This window comes from Pseudomonadota bacterium, from assembly GCA_039193195.1.
Classification (GTDB): domain Bacteria; phylum Pseudomonadota; class Gammaproteobacteria; order Steroidobacterales; family JBCBZW01; genus JBCBZW01.
The window spans coordinates 53,040-75,184 of record JBCCWS010000004.1; the positions used below are offsets into that span (position 1 = coordinate 53,040).

Sequence of the window (22,145 nt, forward strand, 5' to 3'; positions counted from 1 at the left end):
GAGTCTGTTGGGGGCTGGGTTCAGTCGCCAGGCCGATCGAAGCTGACAGACTTGATGAGGGCGTACAGCGCTTGCCCTTCGCGCAGGGATAGCGCCTCCCTTGCAGCGCGCGTGATGCGTGAGCGCAGCTGCTGGTCGCCGAGCGCCAACAACACCTCGACGAAGGGAGAGTCTGGCCCCGCCTGTCGACAGCGGATGACTTCCGCTCGGAGCACGTTGCGGATGCTGATCGCCTGCGGCGGATCCAGCGCCAAGGATACGTCGCGCGCCAACACGCGAAGTCGCAGAGCCGTCCCGGGCTCGACCGGGGCGAGGGTAGGGATGACCAAGCGGTGCTGGGCGACCCTCACGCTCATAAGGCGATAGTGCTCGTCGTAGTTATCGGCCTCGCCGTGGAGCAGCACGCCTGCATCGTAGCGACCGGTGATAGCTTCGAGGTCCTCCCGCGCCAACACCTCACCGACCGGGCCCAGCAGGCGCAGGCGGCCCCCGTCGAGCACCAACACCCGGTCTGCCAATCGCGTCACTTCATCTAGTGCGTGGGTCACGTACAGAACGGGCAAGGAGAAGCGGGTCGACAATGCATCAAGGTAGGGCAATATCTCGCCCTTGCGACTAGCGTCCAGGGCGGACAGGGGCTCATCTAGGAGCAGGAGCTTCGGCCTCGCCAGCAGCGTCCGCGCGAGGGACACTCGCTGATGCTCACCGCCCGATAGGCCCTCTACGCGCCGGGCGAGCAGGGGGCCGAGGTCGAAGGCCTCGGTGACCTCCTCGAAGTAGGCCCGTTGGCGCAGGTGGCTCGCCACCTGGCGCCAGGCAAATCGCAGATTGCCACTGACATCGAGGTGGGGGAAGAGCCGGCCGTCCTGGAATGTCAGCCCAACCGGTCGTTGGTGGGCTGGGAGGTCGAGCCCACGGGCACTGTCCAGCAGGCATTGATCGGCGAGCATGATGCGCCCGGCCGCGCGATCCAAACCTGCAATCGCGCGCAACAAGGTGCTCTTGCCGCTGCCGCTTGGGCCGAAGACGGCGGTGATGCCCCGCAGGGGGAGCCGCTCGGCGAGGACCAGCGAGAAGGTACCCCGATCGACTGTGATGTCGAGCTGCAGCCGCGAGTCATCGCGCATGGGGGCCTCGGGGGTACAGACGCCGGCTATTGCCGCCGTAGACCAGCAACAGGACGAAAAACGAGAACAGCAGCAGCCCGAGGGACAGGACGTGCGCTTCGCCGTAACGCAGGGTCTCCACCTGTTCGTAGATCGCGATTGAGATCACCCGAGTCTCTCCGGGTATCGCACCGCCCACCATGAGCACTACGCCGAACTCGCCGACCGTGTGGGTGAATGCCAATACCCCAGCGGTCAGATAGCCGCGGCGCGCGAGCGGAAGGGCGAGGCGCGCAAACCGCTCCCTCGGCCCGGCGCCCAAGGTCGCTGCGGCTTCCAGAAGACGCCCGTCGACGCCTTCGAACGCTCGTTGCAAGGGTTGCACTGCGAAGGGCAAGGAGTAGACCACCGAGGCGACCACCAGGCCGGTGAAGGAAAAAGTCAGGGCATCGCCGGTTAGCTGCACCCACAGGCGGCCAAGCGGCGCGGTGGGGCTGAGCAGGGTAAGTAGGTAGAAACCTAGCACTGTGGGGGGGAGGACTAGGGGCAGTGCAGTGATGGCCTCGACGGTGGGCCGGAACGGTGACTGGGAGCGCGCCAACCACCAGGCCAGGGGAGTCGCCAGGGCGAGCAGGATGAGTGTGGTCACGCCCGCCAGGCGCGCCGTTAGCCACACGGGATCCAGATCGAGCATCAGGCGTGTTTTTCGATCGACATTACGAGCAGTATAGCGTTCGGCTGGCTCCCTCGCTGCGGCCAGCGCGCTGATACACTGGTGAGCGAATGATTACTGCAGGGAAGGATGCATGAGCGACAAGGTCTCGGATGGAACCTCCGGCACGGTGCAGCCGCCGCCGTTTGAAATCTCCGTATCTCGCCAGTTCTTGCCCTGGCTGGTCGAGGTGGGCGCCAGCCTTGCCTTCACCACCTATCAGGTAGGTAAGGTGTTTTGGATAGGAATCAAGCCGGATGGGCGCCTGGAGCTATTCAATCGGACCTTCAACCGCTCGATGGGGCTGTACTGCTCGTCGCAGACCCTGTACCTGAGCACTCTCTACCAGCTCTGGCGCTTCGAGAACGCGCTAGGGGCGCAGGAGCGCCACCAGGGCTACGATCGCATGTACGTACCGCAGACGGCGTGGACAACGGGCGATGTGGACATCCACGACATCGCCCTCGACAGCACTGGACGCCCGATATTCGTCAGCACCCTGTTCAGCTGCCTCGCAACGACGAGCGAAACGCACAGCTTCGCGCCCCTGTGGAAACCGCCGTTCATCTCTCGCTTGGCGGCGGAGGATCGCTGCCATATGAACGGCCTGGCGATGGTCGATGGGAGCCCTGGCTTCGTGACAGCCGTGAGTCGCAGCGACGTGGCCGATGGCTGGCGTGAGCGCCGCGATACGGGTGGCGTGGTGCTGCACGTGGAGTCTGGTGAGGTCGTTCTGGACGGACTGTCGATGCCACATTCGCCCCGCTGGCACGAGGGTAAGCTTTGGGTCCTGGATTCGGGGAACGGTCGTTTCGGTTGCGTCGACACGCAAGCGGGGCGCTTCGAGGAAGTCGCCTTTTGCCCAGGGTACGCGCGGGGCCTGGCGTTTGTCGGTTCGTATGCGGTGATCGGCCTGTCCCGTCCACGGGGCGAACGGGGCACCTTTGCCGGCCTGGCGCTGGATGAAGCCCTGGCCAAGCGCGACGTCGAGGCCCGTTGCGGCCTGATGGTCGTGGATTTGCGTACGGGCGATGCGCCTCACTGGTTACGGGTCAGTGGGGTGGTGGAGGAACTCTACGACGTAGGGGTATTGCCCGGGGCCATACGACCGATGGCGATAGGCCTGCAGTCCGACGAGATCAGGCGAGTGCTGAGCATGGCCCCCGGCGATGCGGGGTAAGCTAAGCGAATAGTCGCATTAGGAAAAGGCAGGGGCGATCGAGATCGCCTGGGCGAGCGTCTCCAGCAGCACCGTTGCGTCAAACGGCTTACTCAGCAGCGCAAAGGCGCCGCTCCGCTCAGCGCGAGACTGTAGGCTGGGATCGCGGTTGGCGGTCGCCAGCACCACAGGGAGCCCCAGTCGCTCACGCAGACGCGTGGTGAGTTCGAAGCCGTTTCCACCCGGTAGGCCGACGTCGACGATGGCGGCATCGGGGCGCTCAGCGAGGGCCTTGGCGAGGGCTTCGTCCACGTGGGTCGCCGTGACCACCGCGTAGCCGGCGTGTTCCAGGCGGATGGTAAATGCCTTGCTGAGGTGCTTGCTGTCTTCAACCAGCAGGATACGGGTCATGTCGCCTCTACCTCCACAGCGCCTCGCACACGGCCACGATGTAGGCCAACAGCCTGCGGCGCAGCGCTCACGATGTCCAAGACACGGGGAGCCATCGGTAGATCCCTGTGACGATCATCACAAGAGGGCGTCAACGACCTGACAATAGTGCGTGGAAGGGGGCAGTACCTGGGTCTCGGCGAAGCTCATGTGCGTCATTGGCGCGTCATAAGCGCGCGTTTATCCGGTAAACAACGCTGCAGCTGCTGCGTTATGGACCGAGATCAGACTAGAATGGTAGCCCGTGAAGTACTCGTCGACATCTCCGGCTCGAATCGACGGCCCAATCGCCAATGTGGCTCTAGAGACTGTAGTCAGGAAGCGACATACAGGGCGAGCGCAGTGGACGCGGTGGTTACTCCTCGTCATCGCCGGACTCCACGCTGCCAACGGGAGCGCGGCCGAGCAACCTCGCCTGGTCGCGCCGGAGAGCCGCGGAGCCGCATCCTTCTTCGTGCTTACGGTCGGTGAGCCCTACATCGATCTGCCCGAGCGTGGTAGCGGCGCCTTCGATCCGCAGCTCGTAACCCTAGGCGGGCTATGGGCACGCTATGGCGCCCGTGAGTGGTACGTTCGCTTGGATCCCCAGGCCTGCGACCTCGCGGGCCTACAAGCCGGTCTGGCGCGGGATGTTTCTCGCCGGGACGCCTTCGCCGCCATCTTGGGCTGGCCTCGCGATGAGGTGCCGGCGCGCTTGGCCGCCCTGCGAGGGGGTTATCTTCAATCGCACCTAGACGTCATCAACCACGGCTTTAGCAATGGTGAGACATTTGGGAGTCCGAGAAGACTCGCGGGGGGCACGGCGGTGCTGATTGACAACCGTGGGATTCCCATCGTGCGCTGCGCCTGCGGCAACCCGCTGCTCTCCTTGCGGCCGCAGGATGAGCCGCCGCTGCCGGCGCAGTTGGCGGAAGCCGGTCAACTGGCCGAGGCGCCGAAGCTCGGACAGATCGATGAGACCCCCCTGGCTCAGCCGAAGACCGAGGACGGCGGCGATGCGCCGGTGGATGAGCCGCCGAACGCTGCGCCCGAAGAGCCAACGTTGGTGGAGGAGGGCGATCCCGCTGATGATGTCGATGCAGCCGAGGTGCTCGAGGAGATCCTAAGCGAGGACGAGCCCGATCCGATCCAGGTAGCTCAGGAGCGGCCACCGCAACCCGACAGTCCCATCCATGATCTTCGCGCCCCGCCGGTCCCGACGGGTGGAATGATCGGTGAGTTCTCAGAGGAGCTGTTGCCCCTGCCGCTTAGCGTGATCGTGGTGTCCCTCCTACCCATCGCCGAGGAACTGGGTGACGATACGGCGAATGATGAGGCGGACGAGATGGACGGGGGCCTTGGCTCCGGTGGTGGCGGAATGCCGCCGGAGGATGAGGTGATGCTGCCGCCGCCGAGCGTGCCTGCGCCCGCGGCGGGTTGGCTGTTCGCCGGTGCCCTGGCGTGGCTCGGCTGGTCCCGCTTGCGCGGCCGACCCGAGGCGATGGCCGCCGCCTAGGCGCCCGCGCTGCTAGGGCTGCTCTACCGGCGCCGCTAGCACGTTACTCAGAATAGAGTCTGCTCCCTGCACTCCTCGCCGGACTACGCCCTGAGCGAATAGCTCCGTTAGCTGTGGATTCGCGCCCACAGTGATCTCGAGTACCGCAACGCCGGCAGCGTTCGCAACAGCGTTACCGCGGTAGCTTGCCCCACGCAACTCCAGACACGCGCCGCCAAAGACGGGAAAGCACGGCCCATCTCCCACCCCCTGCACCGAGGTGAAGAAATGCGCGCGCTGGCCCGGCGCGATGCCACTCAATCGTAGTTCCCCCGTCTGCGCGGCTACCATCGGCGAGGCGCTCAGGGGCGGGAGTACCTCGATGACCAGCCGCCGGTTTGTGGGAATGCCACGCAGACTCGTAAGAAAGCCATCGGGCCCGATCGCGGTCACCTGCTGAGCGAGTGCATGCGTACCCAGGCCGAAATGAGCCATCAGCTCATGGCCGCCGAGGTAGCTAGCGCCACCGGCGATCATGCGCTGCAGCGTTTCGCCGTTCGCCGAGAGGCGTATCTCGTACCCCTGACCATTGGGGGCGACGTCAGGGTGGGCCTTCGTATCGACGATCACCTCGAGCCAGTTCGTGTCCTCACCTGTCAGGTCATTACGGAACAGGCGCAGGGCGCCGCCGTGAGTGGAGATCACCAGGTCCATGTCCCCATCGCGGTCGTAGTCCAACAGGCCGAGGCTGCGCCCTTCTTCCGTGTGGTCGAGGCCGATCGCCTGGCCCATCTCCGTGAAGGTGAGGTCACCGTTGTTGCGGAAGAGATAGGTCGGCTCGTTGCGCCAGTCCTCCCCGTGCACGGGGTCCACGTGCGGCCAGCCGTTGGTCATGACGATGTCTTCCCAACCGTCGTGATCGAGGTCCAGAGGCGCCGTACCCCAGCCGAAGCCGCCGTCGTTCACGCCGCCGCTCTCGGGCAGCTCCGTGAACTGGTGGTTGCCCTCGCCAAGGTAGAGGCGATTCCCCGGTGGGCCCAAAAACTGCATCGAAGGGTATGCGGCGGTCACGAACCAGTCGTAATGGCCGTTGCGATCGAAATCAGCGATCGTCGCGCCCATACCGTGCCACACCTTGTTCCCGCCGAAGATGTCGATCTGGGAAAAGGTGCCGTCCCCGTCGTTGGCGTAGTACTGGGTGCCACCACCGTCGTTGGCGATCATAAGCTCTGGATAACGATCGCCGTTCATGTCTGCAAAGATCGCACCGAACGCGCCAGTTCGGTTTCGATTGCTGTGTACGACGCCCGCTGCCTCGGTAACGTCCGTGAAGGTGCCGTCACCGTTGTTGCGGTAGAGGCGCGAGCGAGGGAGCTGCTGGTCCGCGTCGAACCACCACCCGGATACCCAGAGGTCGAGATCCCCGTCGAGATCGTAGTCTCCAAAGGCCGGACCGAAGCCATCAGGTTGATCACCGAGGGCACTGACACCCGCCAGGTCCGCCACCTCTTCGAAGCTCGTACCTGTGTTGCGGTAAAGGCGGTGTACGCCGGGAGTGGGTACGTCGCCGGCGTCGCCGTGGCTGGTGACAAAGAGGTCGACGTCGCCATCCCTATCGTAGTCGCCGGCGGCGGCGCCGTTGCCGCGGTAGAGTTCGGAAAGGCCCCACTCAGCGGCGCGATCAGTGAACGTACCATCCCCGTTGTTGAGGTACAGCACATCCGCTGTGCCGCCACCGCCGACCGCGAAGATGTCCGGCCATCCATCGCCGTTGAAGTCAGCTACGGTGGCCCCGCCGTGCATTTCCCCACCCACCGCGATGTCCGCCAAGGGGGAGTGGACGAAGTCAATGCCAGCGGTGTCCGTCTGTTCCGTGAACGAGGGTTCCGCGCCGTAGGCCGACATCACTCCACTGAGTAATCCCGATAGGGCGAGCGCAACGTAGGCAGTTGCGGAAGAAGCGAAGTGGCGCATCACAGTCATACCTCAAGCGTCCTTGCACGGTAGGTTCTGGCGAGTTGTTGTCGTTATCCCGGCGCACGAAGCGCTCGACCGCGCATTGCCTTACGCGCACTGCCGATCGTAGCACAGTGCTCGGAAGCTTCGGGTTGCGATGGCTAGCAAACGTTTGCGTTAGTAGCTGCGCCGCAGCAAGATCTAATTCGGTTGTCCGTCTGGGCACCCTGTTGCGCGCTCCAGGGCATCCGCGGCGACCGCCGCCCAGGGCGTGGAGATGCCGAGCTCGCGTAGCCACGTGCGCACGTTCTTTTGGTGCCAGAGCAGGCGTCGGCCGACGCGAACGTAGTGCACGCCGCTGGTGAGGCCATTGCTCGCCGATCGGCCGCGCCAAAGTTGCTCGCGGGTCAAGCCTGAGCGCGCGACCAGCTGCTCTGTGGTGAGAAACCGTCGGTCGGGATCCGCCGGGCGCGGCAGGGAGTGTCGGCGACGATGACGCTTGCGAGCCATGGAGGGATTGTCGCAGCTTGTGTCGGCGCACGCCTGCGGCTGGAGTCGCATCGTTATTGTGCCTACAGTGAGCGGTTCCACCCGCACAACCATGGAGAACAGCTTTGCGAACTCCCCTAACCCGCGCTGGCGGCGCCATCGGTCTGACCGCCCTGTGTTTGGCGATCACCTTGCAGAGCGCGCAGGCCGGATGGCTGGATCGTCTGAAGGGCGTCTTCAAGGACGATGCAGAGGCCAGCGAGTCCGCCCAGGGCGGGGTCGCCGCGCTGGGCACGGATCAGATCGCCAGCGCCTTGCGCGAGGCGCTTCGGGTCGGGGCAGGAAACGTGGTGGGGCAGCTTGGCGCCGAGGATGGGTTCAACCTCGACCCGACGATTCACATACCGTTGCCCGACCAGTTAGACCAGGCGCGCACATTCCTCGCGAGGGTCGGTCTAGAAGGCTCGCTGACCGATCTGGAGGCTCAGTTGAATCGAGCTGCGGAGGTGGCCACCTCGAACGCAGGCGAGCTGTTCGTGAACGCCATCTCCCAGATGACCCTGGAGGACGTAAGGGACATCCTGCAGGGCCCGGACGACGCGGCGACGAGATACTTCCGTAGCACGATGGGCGTGGAGCTTTCCGAACGCATGACTCCGGTGGTGTCTGAGAGCCTCGATCAGGTGGGCGCCGCGCGACTCTATGAGCAGACCGTCGGGCGCTACAACTCCCTGCCGTTAGTGCCACCGATCGAGTCCGATCTCACCTCACATGTGGTAAACCTCGGGATCGACGGGATCTTCCATTACCTCGCCGAGGAGGAGGCCGCGATTCGCGCGGACCCGGCGGCGCGCACGAGCGATCTCCTGCGCACGGTCTTCTCCGCGGCCGCGGGCGGCAACTAGCGGGCCCCGACCGAGGTGAGTGCTGGTGGCTCGTTCTGCTGCACCCAGATTAGGGCATCCACCGCGAAATCCAACTCGCGCGCCTTCGCCACTAGGGCTTCCTTCACCAACTCCGGCAGGTTGGGCTCGCGCGCCAGAATCCAAAGATAGTCGCGATTGGGGCCACACACCATGGCGTAGGCGTATTCATCGCGATCGAGCGCAATGACGTTGTAGCCGCCGAAGAACGGGCCGAAGAATGAGACCTTTATCTCAGCGACGTCCCGCTCACCGACGAACAAGGCTCGCCCCTCCACCGATTGCCACTCCTGCTTGTTCGTCGAGTAGCCGCTGTTGAGAACGCCGACACTGCCGTCGTCGCGGAGCGAGTACTCAGCACGCACGTGGGTGAGGCCGCGTTCGAAGCGATGGTCTAAGCGCGCGATCTCGTACCAGCGCCCGAGGTAGCGTTCGAGCTCGAAGTCGCCGACGGCTTCCACCCCCTCTGGGACGCCGACGCAGCCCGCTAGCAAGCCGAAGCAAACGGCCATTACGGCGAGGGGAGTGCCCCCCCTCGCTAGGCGCGCGACGCGTGAACTCTCGACAATACCCATCGATGCTCTCCATTACTGTGAGACGAAGGGGATGGGTTCAACACCCCCGATCGAATCCTCACATTGTACTCGGCAGTCGGTCACCACCATCAACAGTGACCAGTACCGGCGCGGCGGTTTCGGTGGCGACGCGCCCCACGGGGCAGTGTTTCCCTAAGCAGCAATCTTTCGCGTTAGGCCCCCGCAATGTATCGCGCGCCTACCCCGTCTGAACCTAGGAGCTTAATGCGCGGGGGATCCGGGTCGAGTGACTCATATTGCGCGCGGGTTTCGTGCTCCTTGAGCGTGCTCGCACCGGGGAGATCCACGAGCTCAAGCGCGATCTGACCAAACCTGACCGAGGCGGATACGCAACGGACGCGCTGGAGCCGCTGCCCGGCAGCGTGTCCGATCAGGAAGGGCTGGAGCGAACTCCCTGCGTGCACATACTGCACTTCGCAGCCTCCCTCATCCGCCGCTTGACTTAGCACCCAAGCTAGTAGCCGCGCTGGGTACGAGCGTCGGGAAGCCCCTTGGGACCGAGTACCGAAAGGGTGGCGTTAAGCGCATGTAGCCACAAGCGGCGCGTGAAGAATCCCAACGTGAGCACCGCTTGGGCGAGCAGCTCGACGAACCCTCGAGCGGAGCGGCCACCGCTGCAGCGTCGATCGCATGCGCGTGATGCGCGGGCTAGATCCGTACGCCCACCTCGGCCATACGGTGCCTGCTGGGGCCGTGCACTTGCGGATGCAGTAGTCGGCGCCTGGGGAGACCCTTGGATATCATTGGTACCCCGTGGCGGGCGAGTTCCTCATCGAAGACCGGATCGCACGTATGGCAAGCTAAGTGACTCCCCCGAGGTGGAGAATCGCCATGGCTGACCAGTATCCCGCGCTGCTCGATAGGCACGTCGAGTTCATGCAGCAGCAACACCTGTTCTTCGTGGCCACCGCTGCGGCGGAGGGGTACGTCAACATCTCGCCAAAGGGCATGGACACCCTGCGTGTGGTGGACACGCAGAAGGTCATCTGGCTGAACCTAACGGGCAGTGGCAATGAGACAGCGGCACATGTGCTGGAGAATGACCGCATGACTCTTATGTTCTGCTCTTTCGACAGGCAGCCACTGATCCTGCGGCTCTACGGCAACGCCAAGGTGATTCATGCCGATGATCCTGCATGGTCGGCTAACATCGGGCGGTTCCCCTCGTACACGGGGGCAAGACAGTTGTTCGAGATCACGCTCTCGTTGGTACAGACCTCTTGCGGCTACGCCGTTCCGTACTTTGAGGCCAGGGGCGAGCGCCCTACGCTGGCCAAGTGGGCGGACAACAAGGGACGCGCCGGCATCGAGGACTACTGGCAGGCCAAGAACACCACGAGTCTCAATGGTAAGCCGACCGGGATGGACTCCGGCGAGTAGCTTCGCTCAAGCGGGCAGCTAGACACCTCAAATGGGGGGCTGCGCTGGAGCATGGGGCACCTACCCACACGGGAATCTGACCACGGCCCTGCCGACCGGGACGCCGACCGGTCGTCGCAACGTTGCTAGTTGGATCAATTCTTCGTTGACACTCATCCCCTAGGTGCGTCCTGGACGCTCCTCCGCAGGGGGCGAGGATGGCCACCCCAGCGATTTGGCTTGACTTAGGGAGAATCGCCTAATGAATTCGATTGTTCACGAATACACTGCTTTAGTTTGCCCAGACTGGGAGCGGTGATGGCCAATGCACACGGCGACTCGCGAATTGGTTTACTGTATTGTTGAAAAAACGACGACTTTCCGAACAAGCTCGTTTCATTCCGCGTGCATTTCGTGCTAATTGTTACGATGCCGTTTTACATAAGACGGAACTCAATGTCATCAATAGGGAGCGATCGATGAGCAAACTCAACCCGAAGAAGTCCGGTGAGCTGTTCGCATTCAAGCTAGCGACGAAGCGAGCGCAGACCCAGTCCAAGCGCGCTCAGTGGCAGACCCGTGACGGCGTTTCCGCAGCAGGTTGCACCGTCAACCTTCGCGGCCACGTCCTCTGCCCATCCTGGGGCGACGGTGGTAACTACTGCTAGGGCTCGTGCCTAGCTAGGGGATGAGCTGGGCATGCCGAGCGCCCTGCGATTAGGCATGCCCAGCTCACTAGTCGACGTCGCGATGCCCTACGCAAGGGGCGGGGGCCGGGGCAGCACAGCTTGAGCAAACGTATCCTCATCGTCACCCACTCCGGCGATCTCCACGCCGACCTCGTCGAACAGCGAATCGCTGAAGCGTCAGCGCCTGCCTTTCGCCTCAACCTCGACACCTTTCCCCGCGACTACGACATCGAGCTCACATTCTCCGAGGGCCGCTGGCGTGGCCAGCTGCGGGCCGACGGCCAGGAAGCGCTGTCGGTCGACGAGGTGGGGTCGGTGTGGTTGCGTAAGCGAGGGGATTTCGCTTTCGCAGGAGAGTCGCTGGGCACCCAGGAGCACAGGTACGCTGTGGGCGAAGTCGAACACATCTTGATGGGGCTGCTCCACGGGCTCGACTGCTTCTGGATGAGTCATCCGCGCGCTTTGCGCGCTGCTGGCTGGAAGGGGGAGCAAATGCTCCGCGCTGCGAGCATGGGCTTTAGGGTGCCGCCATCGCTCGTGACGAACCGGCCGGCGAGCGTGCGCCAGTTCCATCAGTCTCAGCGTGGGGGCATCGTGTTCAAGTCCATGTCATCACCGCTGCTGGCAGCCGAACGGGTGAGTCACGGGGACCGTGTCGTCGACGGTATCCCCACAACACCTGTGCGGGAAGACGATTTGGACTTGGCCGGGGCTGTCGTGGTCATGCCGTCATTTTTTCAACAACACGTGCGCAAGACGCACGAGCTTAGGGTGACCGTCATTGGCAACGAGGTGTTCGCGGCCAAGATTCACTCCCAAGACGATCCGCGTACGGCGGTGGATGTGCGCAACTACGCCGCAGAAATCCGTTACGAGGCCGCCGATTTACCTAGCGACCTCCTAGAGCGGTGCCGGGCCTTTGTGCACAGCTACGATCTCACCTACGGTGCGATCGATATCATTGTGGACCAGAACGGGGACTACGTGTTCCTGGAGAACAATCCGGGTGGTCAGTACCTCTACGTGGAGCAGCTGGTCCCGCAGCTGCGAATGACCGAGGCAGTGGCGACTTGTCTTCTGAGGGGAGCCAGGTGAACGTAGCGCGGAGCTTCCCCGAGCTCGGCGAGCTCGAAGCACGCCTTGAGCATCCTGTCCTGCTACTCGGCGCGGTTAACTTGGAAATGGACCTGGTCGCCGAGCTCTTCGAACTCGTGCAGACGCTCGAGGGCGGTGATCGGTTGGGGGTGCTCATCTACTGTCGCGGCGGTGTCGTCAACGCCGCGCGTCGAGTTGCTCTGCTGCTGCGCGAACGCTTCGAATCGATCACCTTCATCGCGCCGCACTACTGTGCGTCAGCGGGCACGCTGACGGCCCTGAGCGGCGACCACATCATTGCAAGTCCCGCGTCGATCTTCTCGCCGATCGACCCCCTACTGTCCGGCACCGGGGAGGACGGTGGCCCGGCGGCGGTCTCCAGTCAGGATGTGCGGTTGTTTAGGGAGATGGCGCAGGTGTGGTTCCACCTGAGCGAGGACGAGCTGCGCGCCCATGCACTGACCACGATGGCCGAGGCGATGTTTCCGACCACCCTCACGGCCTTTTACCGCACCACTCTGGAGGTCAAGACCATCGCCCACGAGCTGCTGGCACAGCAGCAACGTGAGCGCTCCGCCGACGAGCGGGACGAGATCGTCGACCGGTTACTATTTCATTACCACTCTCACAACTACGCTATCACCGCGCAGGAACTAACGGGCCTCGGCCTGTCCGTTTCCCTAGAGGAATCCACCGCACCCGTAAGCTGGGCGCTTGCACGCAAGCTGGGCGCGAGTCTCGGTGCGGGGGCACGCAAAAGTGAAGATGAGGGCTGGATGGACACCGTAATCGCTACACGCGATCGCGTTCGCTGGCGTCGTGTAGGCCATCCGGGCTTGGGCTTCACCTGGGAGGGAGGTCGATGACCACCGCGTACTATCTGGCCGAGATTGCTCGCCTGTTCGTGGCCATCACGCTCGTGGTCGCGGTGGTCGCTAAGTGCACCTCGATGAAGTCCTTCACGCTCAGCCTCACTGATCAGTTTCGCGTGCCGGACGCCGCGGGGCCCACAGTGGCGTGGGGCGTTATCGTCGTCGAAGCGGTAGTGGCTAGTGCAATGCTCACCACGGTTGAAGAGGTGGTGGACTGGGGTGCACGCGCGGCGTTGCTGTTGTTCGCTGTATTCGGCGTGTTGATCGCCGCGGTATTGGCGCGACGCCAGCCGGTCTACTGCTACTGTTTCGGTGAGGCGACGCAGCCGCTTGGCAGGGCCGACCTGGTTCGAAACCTTAGTCTGGTTGGGGCCTGTGTACTGGCCATACGCCAGGGCGCAGGTGAGGCTTCGCTAGCATTCGGCACCTGGTCGGCACTGGCGGCGGCCGCGCTGATCACCTTCCTGATGAGCGCTCACCTCGCCAACGTAGCCCACCTGCTTGCGCCGCCCGCGGAGGGGTCCTCCCTTGGCTGATACGCTGACGACAGCGCTGCTGATCGTACTCATTCCCGCGGTGGCGCTGAATCTGTGGCTGACGCTGAGACTGTCCGCTCGCCTTCGTCAGACACTGGCGCGCGAGGCGCCACTGACGTGCACTATCGACGCGCCCGTTCCTGCGTTCTCGGGTAGCCTATTAGAAGGTGGCACAGCCGTCGACGCCTCGACCCTAGCGGGGCAAGCGAACGTGTTGGTGTTCCTGTCATCCGCCTGCGGCGACTGCCGAAGCAAGCTGCCTGTTCTCGAGGATCTACTCGAACCCATGAGCGAACACGGCGTTCGCCTGTGGCTGATCTCACAGGAGCCACCCGCGCGCCTGCGCAAGTTCATCCAGCGGCCCGTGCTGCGCGAGTGCCTCGTGCGCGTGGACCGGCGGGGCTACCAGCGCCTGAACCCACGGTACGCGGCGCCGTTCTATTTGTTCGTCGACGACAGCCAAGTGGTCCGCGCGGGGAACTTCATCGGCGACGAAAACTGGCGAGCATTCGTGGAGCAGATACGAACGTCGCCATCGATTCGGGAGGCCAGCTAATGGTGATGTCGGCGGCGCGCTTACGTCGACAGACTCTGGGCCTCAGTCGCCTGGGACTGCTGGACGAGTTTCGTTGGCCGCTGCTTGGCGGACTTGCGCTGTTGGTGATCGCATCGGGCGCACAGCTCGCCTATCCGCTAGTGTTCTCGTGGTTCATCGATCAGGTCATCGTCCACCAAGAGCTTGCATGGCTGGGCTCCGCACTGCTCCTCGGGGCCCTGGCGCTAGCGGTGCAAACGGCGGCGGCGAGCGGGCAGTACTACCTGTTCGCGTCTACCGGATCGAGGATTGTCGCAACGCTCCGCAAGCGCCTCTACGCCGCGATGCTACGTCGCGAGATCGCCTTCTTCGACCGAGAGAGCGTTGGCGATCTTACCAATCGCCTCGCCTCCGACGTGGAGAAGATCCAGTCGACGCTTACGGTCGAGACGGCTCTGTTCGTGCAGACCGCGCTGATGGCAGTGGGCAGCATCACCATGCTGTTAATCCTATCGCCTCAACTGACTGGGTTAATCATGTTGATCGCGCCAGCGGTAATTCTGTCCGCCCGCTGGATTGGCTCACAGATCAAATCGCACTCCGTGGCGCGCCAGGACCGCCTGGCGGCCTGTGCGCAACAAGCGCAGGAGACCCTCTCTAACGTGCGCGTTGTGCACGCCTTTGCGCAACAGGCGAACGAAACTTCTAGGTACGCTGCCGCGACCGAGATGGCACTCGAGCACTCTCTCGCCTGCAATCGCATGTTCGCGGGCGTGCAGGGGGTCAATGCCCTCGTCCAGGGCGGCGCCTTGCTGATCACCCTGTGGTTGGGGGGGCGCATGGTAGCCACTGGCACCATCAGCGTGGGGGATCTCGCCGGCTTCGTCTTGTACGCGAACATGGCGGCCGGCGCGATCGGCACGCTGAGCACACTGTGGGGTCAATGGATGCAGTCGGTGGGCGCGACCGAGCGCGCGTTTGAGTTGCTACGCGAGGCCCAGGAAGGCGAGGGGAGTGGATGTGAGAGGGGCCACGCGCGGTCGCTGCGAGCGGCGTCGAGCGGTGGGATCGAGTTTGCGTCCGTCTCCTTCGCTTACCCCACTCGCCCCAAGCATCGCGCGTTGGCTGACGTGACCCTGTCCGTCGCCCCAGGAGAGAAGGTGGCGTTGATTGGGCCGTCGGGATCGGGCAAGAGCACCGTGGTCAACCTATTGCTCGGCTTCTATCCCCCGAGCGAAGGGCGCTTGTGTGTCGGCGACATGGAGGTGCGGGACATGGATCTCGCCGCCCTGCGCGCTCGCATTGCGGTGGTGGAGCAGGAGCCTGTGTTGTTCACCGGTACCATCCGGGAGAACATCACCTACGGTTGCGAGGCGCAGGCGATCGACGAGGAGCGGTTCTTGGCAGCGGCAATCGACGCCAACGTGCACAGCTTCGTCTGCGAGCTCCCCGATGGCTATGCAACCCAGGTGGGGCATCGTGGTCTGCAGCTGTCGGGCGGCCAAAAGCAACGCGTCGCCATCGCTCGAGCATTGCTCACAGACCCTAGCATTCTGATCCTAGACGAGGCGACCAGCGCCCTGGACTCGCAGAGCGAAGGGAAGGTGCAGGCGGCATTGGAGCGGCTCATGATCGGGAGGACCACCATCGTGATTGCGCACCGCCTCTCCACAGTGGCACACGTCGATCGCCTCGTGGTAATGGAAGAGGGGCGAATCGCGCAGGTGGGAACGCACGAGCAGCTGCTGGCGCAGGGGTCGGGCTTGTACGCACAGCTACTGAGTCGGCAGCGGCTGGCCGATGTTGAGGTGTCGCCGAGTCGTTGTGCTTGAACGCGCACAGCGCGCGGTGGATGGGCAGGCTAGAAACGAGGAGGGCCGTCCTGGAGCGGCCTGGTTCGCAAAGATGGTGGAGGCGGCGGGAATCGAACCCGCGTCCGCAAGCCCTCTGCCCCGAGCTCTACATGCTTATCTCACCTTTTGATCTCGCGAGCAGCTACCCGATGAGCAGGGAAAACCACTAGCCAGTCCAGTAGGGGTTTAACGCGTTTCGCCCTGAACAAACGTTGGCGCGATCCTGTGAAAAATGACTCTCGATTCCACCGCGCACAGGCACGCGAGGGGCGAAAGGCAATCTACTGTTTTTTAGGCAGCGAGTGCGTAGTTGTCGTCGTTGGCAACTAATCGATTTGCAGCGTATTTATCGAGGCACTCTGCACCTCGGCATGCACCCGGAGTTTCGCGACCCACGTCGAAGCCAGGTCGCCCCCAGTGCCTGCTAGCTTAGGGCGCTGCGCACACATTTCAAGCGTTCGGCCACGAGATTGGAGGAGTAGTGGGGTCGGATTGGAGACACCGCAGGGGGTCGCCCACTGCCCGCCGGATCAACGCCAGGACCGGCTTGGCATGAGAAGCATCTGAGATTAAGCTCTTAAGCTATTGTTATCTAGAGATTTTTAGGCGCTCCTTGTCCCGCTGCCAATCTCGGTCCTTTTCCGCTGCTCGCTTGTCGTGTTTCTTCTTGCCGATCGCAAGCCCAAGTTCCAGCTTTACTTTTCCGTTGTTCCAGTGAAGCTGAAGGGGAACCAGCGTGTATCCCTTGCGCTCAACAGAGCCGATTAGGGAGTTGAGTTCCTGTCTGTGCATCAACAGCTTACGCGATCTTCCTGGATCTGGTATCACGTGGCTCGAGGCGGACAGCAGCGGTGAAATGCGTGCTCCGAACAACCACGCCTCGCCATCCTTGAGCAGCACGTAGCTCTCGGTGATCTGCGCACGCCCCTCGCGGAGGCTCTTCACCTCCCAACCCAGAAGCGACAGGCCCGCCTCAAAGCGGCGCTCCACGTGGTAGTCATGGGTGGCGCGCTTGTTGCGCGCAATGACCCGGGACGGCGCCTTCGCGCCCCCTTTGTTTTTCTTTCCAGCCATGGCGGAAGTATACGCCGGGCAGCCAGTTGTTACTCCGCAGCAAAAGGCGCAGAATCCGCCGTCACCTGGCTGCGGCCGACACCCACGACACTGCCGTCAGGCGTCATGTCTGCAAATTCCCGCACCTCCCTTCAAGGGCTCTGGTCTTCGCGCACCGCCTTCGTGCTTGCGGTCTCCGGGTCGGCAGTCGGTCTCGGCAACCTCTGGAAGTTTCCATACATTGCCGGCGAGTACGGCGGCGGCGCCTTCGTTTTCTTTTATCTGCTCTGCGTGTTCGCCATCGGCCTGCCAATGATGGTGTCCGAGGTGATGCTGGGCCGTCGCGGGCGACGCAACCCTATCGCCACCATGCGCTTGCTTGGGGAAGAGGAGGCGAGCAACCACTGGTGGCGCCTTGTGGGTCTTGCGGGTGTGATCTCCGGGTTCGTGATTCTCTCTTTCTACTCGGTGGTGGCAGGGTGGTCGCTTGAGTACGTCGTGCAAACGGCGCGCGGGAGCTTCACGGACAGTGAGCCGCAGGTGGTGGCCGCCAGCTTCCAGGCACTTACCGGCGATTGGCCGCGCCTGATCCTTTGGCACACGGTGTTCATGGGGATCACGATCTTGATCGTGGCCAATGGCGTCCGCGATGGCCTGGAGCGGGCGGTACGAATCCTCATGCCGCTGCTGCTGCTCTTGCTCTTCATTCTGGTTAGCTTCGCTGCCAGCACCGGAGAGCTCGGTGAGGCGATTCGCTTTCTGTTCAAGCCCGACTTCAAGCAGTTCAGCGCCGAAGGTGCCCTGGTGGCCTTGGGGCATGCCTTCTTCACATTGAGCCTCGGCATGGGCGCGGTGATGGCCTACGGCGCCTACCTGCCTAAGGACGCGTCGATTACCGCCACTTCCGTCGCCGTTGTGATGGTAGATACGCTCGTTGCGCTACTGGCTACCCTGGTGGTGTTTCCTCTGGTATTCGCCTTTGGCTTAGACCCAGCGGCGGGACCTGGGCTCGTGTTCGAGACCCTACCTCTCGCCTTCGGTCGCATGGAGCTGGGGGCCATGTTTGGCGCCTTCTTCTTCGTGGTGCTGACGACGGCGGCGCTCACCTCGGCCATCGGCCTGCTAGAGCCGGCAGTGGCGTGGCTTACGGAGACCACGCGCGTACCGCGCGCGTGGGCAACGATCGGCCTAGGCGCGGTGGTCTGGTCACTCGGCCTGCTGACAATCTTCTCCTTCAACATGCTGGCGGAGGTGCGCTTTTGGCAGGGCACGCTTTACAACAATCTCGAGCACGTAACCGTCAACATTCTGCTGCCCCTGGTGGGTTTGGCGATCACCTGGTTCGCGAGCTGGGTAATGTGCGGGAACTCCAGCGCCGAGGAGTTGGATGACGACGTCTCGCCTATTGCCTACTCGATTTGGCGTTTCCTCGCGCGCTTCGTGGCGCCGGCGGGCGTAGCGATCGTGTTTCTCAACGCGGTCACAACGCCGGGCATCACCACCTGAGCGTGGGTCGCAATGAGCGAGCAGGAAGAGAAGTTGATCGCCGTGGAGGTCGTATTCGCGCTGCCGGACGTGCAGCACCGCGTCGCGCTCAAACTGCCGAAAGGGAGTACTGCGCAGGAGGCGGTGGCACGCTCTGGGCTGAAGCAGGCCTTACCCGAGCACGCGATCGAGCGTGCTCCCCTGGGTGTCTACGGGCATCAGATCGACGGGGCGATGGTGTTGGCCGACGGCGACCGAGTGGAGATCTACCGCCCTCTGGAGGTGGACCCGAAGAGCAATCGACGACGGCGCGTGGCCTCCGGAGAGACAATGTCGGGCGGCCAGGTGCGCAAGCCGCGGCGCTGACACGACAGATCAGCCCTTGGGGTCGGTGAAGCGCTCGACGTTGCTCACACGATCGTCCTCGAAGTAGACCACGAAGTGGCCTTGCTCAACGCGTCGGCGGCGTCCGCTGATGACGTAATACAAATAGTCCCAACGCTCGGCGTGGAAGGGGTCTTCGATCATCGGCGTGCCCAGCAGGAATTGCACCTGTTTGCGCGACATCTGCATTTCCACCTGGTTGATCAGCTCCTCATCCAGGAAGTTGCCCTGCTGGATGGTGATGCGGTAGGCGCAACCCTGCAGCAGGAGCAGCGCTAGTGCCGCGCCGAAGGCGATTGCCGCGGGGCGAGACCGGTGCTCGCTTCGCGGAAAGTGGGACAGTCGGTCGTTCATAGGCGCACGAATATACAGGACCTCGGTCTGCGCTGGGACCCTGCCGGACGGGCTTCGTTCCACGGGCGCCGGCGGCGGGTGGTGAGCTGCCGCCATCGCGCAACGGCCGAGGAGAGACGCGGAGACGCGGGCACTGATTTGCGCAGGACGTCACCTCCCCCTTGTACCAGGCTGGGCGTTTTGGGTGCCGGGTCCCCCCGGTCGGAGACGCGTGGGCCGCCAGCTCGGGCCGACGACGCCAACCTACCCGAGCACACTACGTGCGCGAGCTAGATGCCCTCCTGCGCCTGCTCGCGCATCTCCCGCGCGTGGGCTCGCGTCGTTGCCGTAATCTCCACGCCACCTAACATCCTAGCTAGCTCATTGATAGCATCGTCGTGCTCTAAGGCCTCGAGGCGGGTGTTCGTGTGCCCCGACTTCACCTGCTTGGTCACGCGAAGGTGGTGATGTGCCTGACTGGCCACCTGCGGCAAATGGGTAACGCATAGAACCTGGTGCGATGCGCCAAGTTGACGCAGGCAACGGCCAACGATCTCAGCCACGCCCCCGCCAACCCCCGTATCGACTTCATCGAAGACGAGGCAGGGCACCACTGAGCTCTCGGCGGCGAGCACTTCGAGGGCGAGCGCGATGCGCGAGAGCTCGCCCCCGGAGGCGACTTTGTCCAAAGGGCCGGGCGGCTGACCGGGGTTAGTGCTGATCCCGAAAGTGACATCGTCCAGACCATGGCTAGTGGGCGTGCCGTCTTCCTGGTGGTGCACCCCGATTTGAAACGTAGCGTTGCCTAAGCCGAGCGACCGGATGATCCCTTGCGCCGTCTGCTGCACTTTCCGGCTAGCCTTGCGCCTCGCCTCGTGGAGCGTACGTGCCGCCTTGCGATAGGCTCGGTCGGCGCCGCCGAGGCGTTCCTCGGCGTCGCGCAGCGTACCTTCCATGTCCTGGCTGGCGGCGAGCCGCGTGCTCAGGCGGTCCAGTACTTCCCCCAGCTCACTGCTGCGTGCGCGATGCTTGCGCGCGATGTCATCGATGGAGCCCAAGCGCTGCTCGACGGCTGCTAGGCGCTCCGGGTCAGCGTCGATGTCAGTAAGGTAGCGCTCGAGTGAGCCGATAGCTTCCGTTAGCTGGATCTGCGCCTCGTCGAGTACTTGAGCGATATCGCCGAGGCGCGGATCGACGCTCGCACCGGCCTTCAGCTCGCGGCTGGCCTTGGCGAGAGCTTCGTTGGCCCCCGAGGGCTCAGCACTGAGCGCGGCGAGTGCAAGCTCGGCGTTCTGGATGACCTCGCCAGCCGAGCCGAGCACGCGCAACTCGGCCTCAAGGCTCTCGACCTCCCCGTCCTGGACGGCGAGGGCTTCGAGCTCTTGCACCTGATGGTGCAGCAACTCGAGATCGGCTTGACTGAGCGTCTCCTGCTGGGCCAGCAGGTCATCGAGTGCAGCGCGGGCCTGGCGCCAGCGTTCCCAGCGAGTGCGCAGCTGGGCCGCGGGCGTGCTTAGCTTGCCGAGCATGTCTAGGGCGCGCCGCTGAGTGGCGCGCTGGAGCAGCCCCTGATTAGCCTGTTGCCCGTGGATGTTGAGGAGCTGCTCGCAGAAGCTGCCGAGGGTCGCGGCAGGAACTCGGCTTGCCCCAAGGTAGGCCTGCGAGCGTCCAGTGGCCGTGATCACACGGCGCGCCACGCACTCACCGTCCTCCGCGGCGATGTCGTGATGCTCAAGCCAGGCGGCGACTGCCGACTGCGCCGCGATCGCAAAGCTGGCGGTGATCTCGGCGCGCTCAGCGCCGTGGCGGATCATCCCTGCATCGGCGCGTCCGCCGGCGATCAGCCCCAGTGCGTCGACCAGGATCGACTTGCCAGCGCCGGTCTCACCGGTCATCACCGTGAGGCCAGGGCCGAGCTCGAGGTGGAGCTCGTCGATGATCGCGAAGTGGCGAATGTGCAGCTCTACGAGCACGGTCGGTCTCGCTGCTAGACGTCGCCGGGGCGTGCGTGGCGGCCACGGCCCCAGCGCAGTTTCTGGCGCAGCATCTGATAGTAGTCGTGACGTGGGGGATGGATGAGGGTGACGCGTTGTTCCGCCGCGCCGATGCGCAGAGACTCGCCCGGCCCCAGGCGGCCGAGTAGGTGGCCGTCGGCGGTGACCTGCGCATCGCCCTCGCGCCGGTGCCCGAGGCGTAGCTCCACGGTTTGGCCGCTCGGGATCACGATCGGTCGGTCGCTGAGCGTGTGGGGACAAACCGGCACGAGCACCATGGCATCTAGCTGCGGCGCCAAGATTGGGCCTCCGCACGACAGCGCGTACGCCGTAGACCCTGTGGGCGAGGCGACGATCAAGCCGTCGCCCCCGTGCGTGTTGACGAAGCCGCCGTCAATCCAGGTCTCGAACTCGAGCATGCGGCCGACGTCGACCTTTTGCAGAACTACATCGTTGAGCGCAATGCCAGCCGGGTTCGCACTGCCGGGCAGGTAGGCGTTGAGCATGAGTCGCGTGACCACCGTGTAGCGCCCCGCTAGCACGTCGTTCACGCCTTCCACCATCTCTTCGGGACCGAGGTCGGCGAGAAATCCAAGGCGGCCCCGATTGACGCCGAGGATGGGCACGTTGTGACGGGCTACCAGCGGGGCGGCATAGAGCATGGTGCCGTCGCCGCCAATAGCGATTGCGAGGTCCGCCTCGGCGACCGTGCGTTCGGCGTTTCCACTCGCCAAGGCGCCGATGTGGTGGGCGACGGCATCTTCAGCGCGAACCGTGACGCCACGCCCCCGCAGATGCCGGGCAAGGGCCTCCATTGGGGCGCCGACGCGTTCGTCCTCGTAGCGACCGAGCAGCGCTATTTGATTGAAACGGTTGACCATAACCACCGGGAATCGTCGAGAGGCGCAGTCTAGGCGCAACGCGGCACCAACACCACCGCTCAACGGGGCTGTGCGGGCAACCCCGGGCACCATGACTTATGCTCAGCAGTTGCTTGACGCGCTGCATGGACGCGAATAACGTCCCAGCGACTCGCGCGGCAGCGGCGTTAGTGTCCCCCAGGGACCCGGGGCGAACGAGGCGGCAGGCCTG

The 22,145-nt window shown here is 63.9% G+C and carries 23 protein-coding genes and 1 other RNA gene; 13 read left to right on the forward strand and 11 right to left on the reverse strand.

What is annotated here, in order from left to right:
• Positions 1-20: 20 nt before the first annotated feature.
• Both modC and modB read right to left on the reverse strand, forming a co-directional pair.
• The gene (gene modC / locus AAGA68_05745) at positions 21-1,127 is read right to left on the reverse strand and encodes a molybdenum ABC transporter ATP-binding protein (protein MEM9384544.1); all 1,107 of its coding nucleotides are present in this window, start codon (positions 1,125-1,127) and stop codon (positions 21-23) included.
• Entirely contained in the window at positions 1,117-1,800 is a 684-nt protein-coding gene (modB, locus tag AAGA68_05750; protein ID MEM9384545.1) for a molybdate ABC transporter permease subunit, read from the reverse strand. Before modB ends, modC begins: the two co-directional genes overlap by 11 nt.
• Positions 1,801-1,912: 112 nt before the next feature.
• Between modB and AAGA68_05755 the strand changes: the two genes are divergently transcribed.
• Positions 1,913-2,998: a TIGR03032 family protein gene (locus AAGA68_05755; GenBank protein ID MEM9384546.1), complete on the forward strand. Its 1,086-nt coding sequence runs from the start codon at positions 1,913-1,915 to the stop codon at positions 2,996-2,998.
• Between the two features lie 18 nt (positions 2,999-3,016).
• Here the strand turns inward: AAGA68_05755 and AAGA68_05760 are convergent, their stop codons facing one another.
• On the reverse strand, positions 3,017-3,388 hold the full coding sequence (locus AAGA68_05760; GenBank protein ID MEM9384547.1) for a response regulator: 372 nt from the start codon (positions 3,386-3,388) through the stop codon (positions 3,017-3,019).
• Between the two features lie 283 nt (positions 3,389-3,671).
• Here AAGA68_05760 and AAGA68_05765 point away from each other — a divergent pair, with 283 nt between their 5' ends.
• A complete protein-coding gene (locus AAGA68_05765) occupies positions 3,672-4,922 on the forward strand; it encodes a DUF6777 domain-containing protein (protein ID MEM9384548.1) in 1,251 nt (416 codons plus the stop codon).
• Between the two features lie 12 nt (positions 4,923-4,934).
• On the opposite strand, the gene AAGA68_05770 is transcribed toward AAGA68_05765, so the two are convergent.
• Both AAGA68_05770 and AAGA68_05775 read right to left on the reverse strand, forming a co-directional pair.
• Positions 4,935-6,884: a CRTAC1 family protein gene (locus AAGA68_05770; protein MEM9384549.1), complete on the reverse strand. Its 1,950-nt coding sequence runs from the start codon at positions 6,882-6,884 to the stop codon at positions 4,935-4,937.
• Positions 6,885-7,058: 174 nt separating this feature from the next.
• Complete coding sequence (locus AAGA68_05775; GenBank protein MEM9384550.1) at positions 7,059-7,367, reverse strand: hypothetical protein; 309 nt, start codon at positions 7,365-7,367, stop codon at positions 7,059-7,061.
• Positions 7,368-7,471: 104 nt separating this feature from the next.
• Here AAGA68_05775 and AAGA68_05780 point away from each other — a divergent pair, with 104 nt between their 5' ends.
• On the forward strand, positions 7,472-8,251 hold the full coding sequence (locus AAGA68_05780) for a DUF4197 domain-containing protein (protein ID MEM9384551.1): 780 nt from the start codon (positions 7,472-7,474) through the stop codon (positions 8,249-8,251).
• On the opposite strand, the gene AAGA68_05785 is transcribed toward AAGA68_05780, so the two are convergent.
• A complete protein-coding gene (locus tag AAGA68_05785; GenBank protein ID MEM9384552.1) occupies positions 8,248-8,844 on the reverse strand; it encodes a lipocalin family protein in 597 nt (198 codons plus the stop codon). The genes AAGA68_05780 and AAGA68_05785 overlap by 4 nt on opposite strands.
• A 257-nt stretch (positions 8,845-9,101) precedes the next feature.
• Between AAGA68_05785 and AAGA68_05790 the strand changes: the two genes are divergently transcribed.
• The 8 genes from AAGA68_05790 to AAGA68_05825 all read left to right on the forward strand — a co-directional run bounded on the left by AAGA68_05790 (position 9,102) and on the right by AAGA68_05825 (position 15,783).
• Positions 9,102-9,311, forward strand: a complete 210-nt coding sequence (locus AAGA68_05790) for a hypothetical protein (GenBank protein ID MEM9384553.1) — start codon at positions 9,102-9,104, stop codon at positions 9,309-9,311.
• A 385-nt stretch (positions 9,312-9,696) separates the two neighbouring features.
• Entirely contained in the window at positions 9,697-10,245 is a 549-nt protein-coding gene (locus tag AAGA68_05795; protein ID MEM9384554.1) for a pyridoxamine 5'-phosphate oxidase family protein, read from the forward strand.
• Positions 10,246-10,703: 458 nt separating this feature from the next.
• Positions 10,704-10,892: a hypothetical protein gene (locus AAGA68_05800; protein ID MEM9384555.1), complete on the forward strand. Its 189-nt coding sequence runs from the start codon at positions 10,704-10,706 to the stop codon at positions 10,890-10,892.
• A gap of 120 nt (positions 10,893-11,012) precedes the next feature.
• On the forward strand, positions 11,013-12,008 hold the full coding sequence (locus AAGA68_05805; GenBank protein MEM9384556.1) for an MvdC/MvdD family ATP grasp protein: 996 nt from the start codon (positions 11,013-11,015) through the stop codon (positions 12,006-12,008).
• Entirely contained in the window at positions 12,005-12,874 is an 870-nt protein-coding gene (locus AAGA68_05810) for a hypothetical protein (GenBank protein MEM9384557.1), read from the forward strand. The genes AAGA68_05805 and AAGA68_05810 overlap by 4 nt, the downstream gene beginning before the upstream one ends.
• A complete protein-coding gene (locus AAGA68_05815) occupies positions 12,871-13,416 on the forward strand; it encodes a MauE/DoxX family redox-associated membrane protein (protein ID MEM9384558.1) in 546 nt (181 codons plus the stop codon). Before AAGA68_05810 ends, AAGA68_05815 begins: the two co-directional genes overlap by 4 nt.
• Complete coding sequence (locus AAGA68_05820) at positions 13,409-13,972, forward strand: redoxin domain-containing protein (protein MEM9384559.1); 564 nt, start codon at positions 13,409-13,411, stop codon at positions 13,970-13,972. Before AAGA68_05815 ends, AAGA68_05820 begins: the two co-directional genes overlap by 8 nt.
• A complete protein-coding gene (locus tag AAGA68_05825; protein ID MEM9384560.1) occupies positions 13,972-15,783 on the forward strand; it encodes an ABC transporter ATP-binding protein in 1,812 nt (603 codons plus the stop codon). The genes AAGA68_05820 and AAGA68_05825 overlap by 1 nt, the downstream gene beginning before the upstream one ends.
• Before the next feature lie 74 nt (positions 15,784-15,857).
• Here AAGA68_05825 and ssrA read toward each other — a convergent pair.
• Positions 15,858-16,220, reverse strand: a transfer-messenger RNA (tmRNA) gene (gene ssrA / locus AAGA68_05830).
• Positions 16,221-16,392: 172 nt separating this feature from the next.
• Positions 16,393-16,878, reverse strand: coding sequence for an SsrA-binding protein SmpB (gene smpB / locus AAGA68_05835; protein ID MEM9384561.1), 486 nt, complete (start codon positions 16,876-16,878; stop codon positions 16,393-16,395).
• 105 nt (positions 16,879-16,983) lie between these two features.
• On the opposite strand from smpB, the gene AAGA68_05840 reads away from it, so the two are divergent.
• Together AAGA68_05840 and AAGA68_05845 are read left to right on the forward strand one after the other, a co-directional pair.
• The gene (locus AAGA68_05840; GenBank protein ID MEM9384562.1) at positions 16,984-18,363 is read left to right on the forward strand and encodes a sodium-dependent transporter; all 1,380 of its coding nucleotides are present in this window, start codon (positions 16,984-16,986) and stop codon (positions 18,361-18,363) included.
• Between the two features lie 12 nt (positions 18,364-18,375).
• The gene (locus AAGA68_05845; GenBank protein ID MEM9384563.1) at positions 18,376-18,708 is read left to right on the forward strand and encodes an RnfH family protein; all 333 of its coding nucleotides are present in this window, start codon (positions 18,376-18,378) and stop codon (positions 18,706-18,708) included.
• Positions 18,709-18,717: 9 nt separating this feature from the next.
• Here the strand turns inward: AAGA68_05845 and bamE are convergent, their stop codons facing one another.
• From bamE to AAGA68_05860, 3 genes are all read right to left on the reverse strand, one after another.
• Positions 18,718-19,080, reverse strand: a complete 363-nt coding sequence (gene bamE, locus AAGA68_05850; GenBank protein ID MEM9384564.1) for an outer membrane protein assembly factor BamE — start codon at positions 19,078-19,080, stop codon at positions 18,718-18,720.
• Positions 19,081-19,349: 269 nt separating this feature from the next.
• A complete protein-coding gene (gene recN, locus AAGA68_05855; GenBank protein ID MEM9384565.1) occupies positions 19,350-21,032 on the reverse strand; it encodes a DNA repair protein RecN in 1,683 nt (560 codons plus the stop codon).
• A gap of 14 nt (positions 21,033-21,046) precedes the next feature.
• Positions 21,047-21,934 (reverse strand): NAD(+)/NADH kinase, encoded by an 888-nt coding sequence (locus AAGA68_05860; GenBank protein ID MEM9384566.1) that lies wholly within the window; start codon positions 21,932-21,934, stop codon positions 21,047-21,049.
• Between the last annotated feature and the right edge of the window lie 211 nt (positions 21,935-22,145).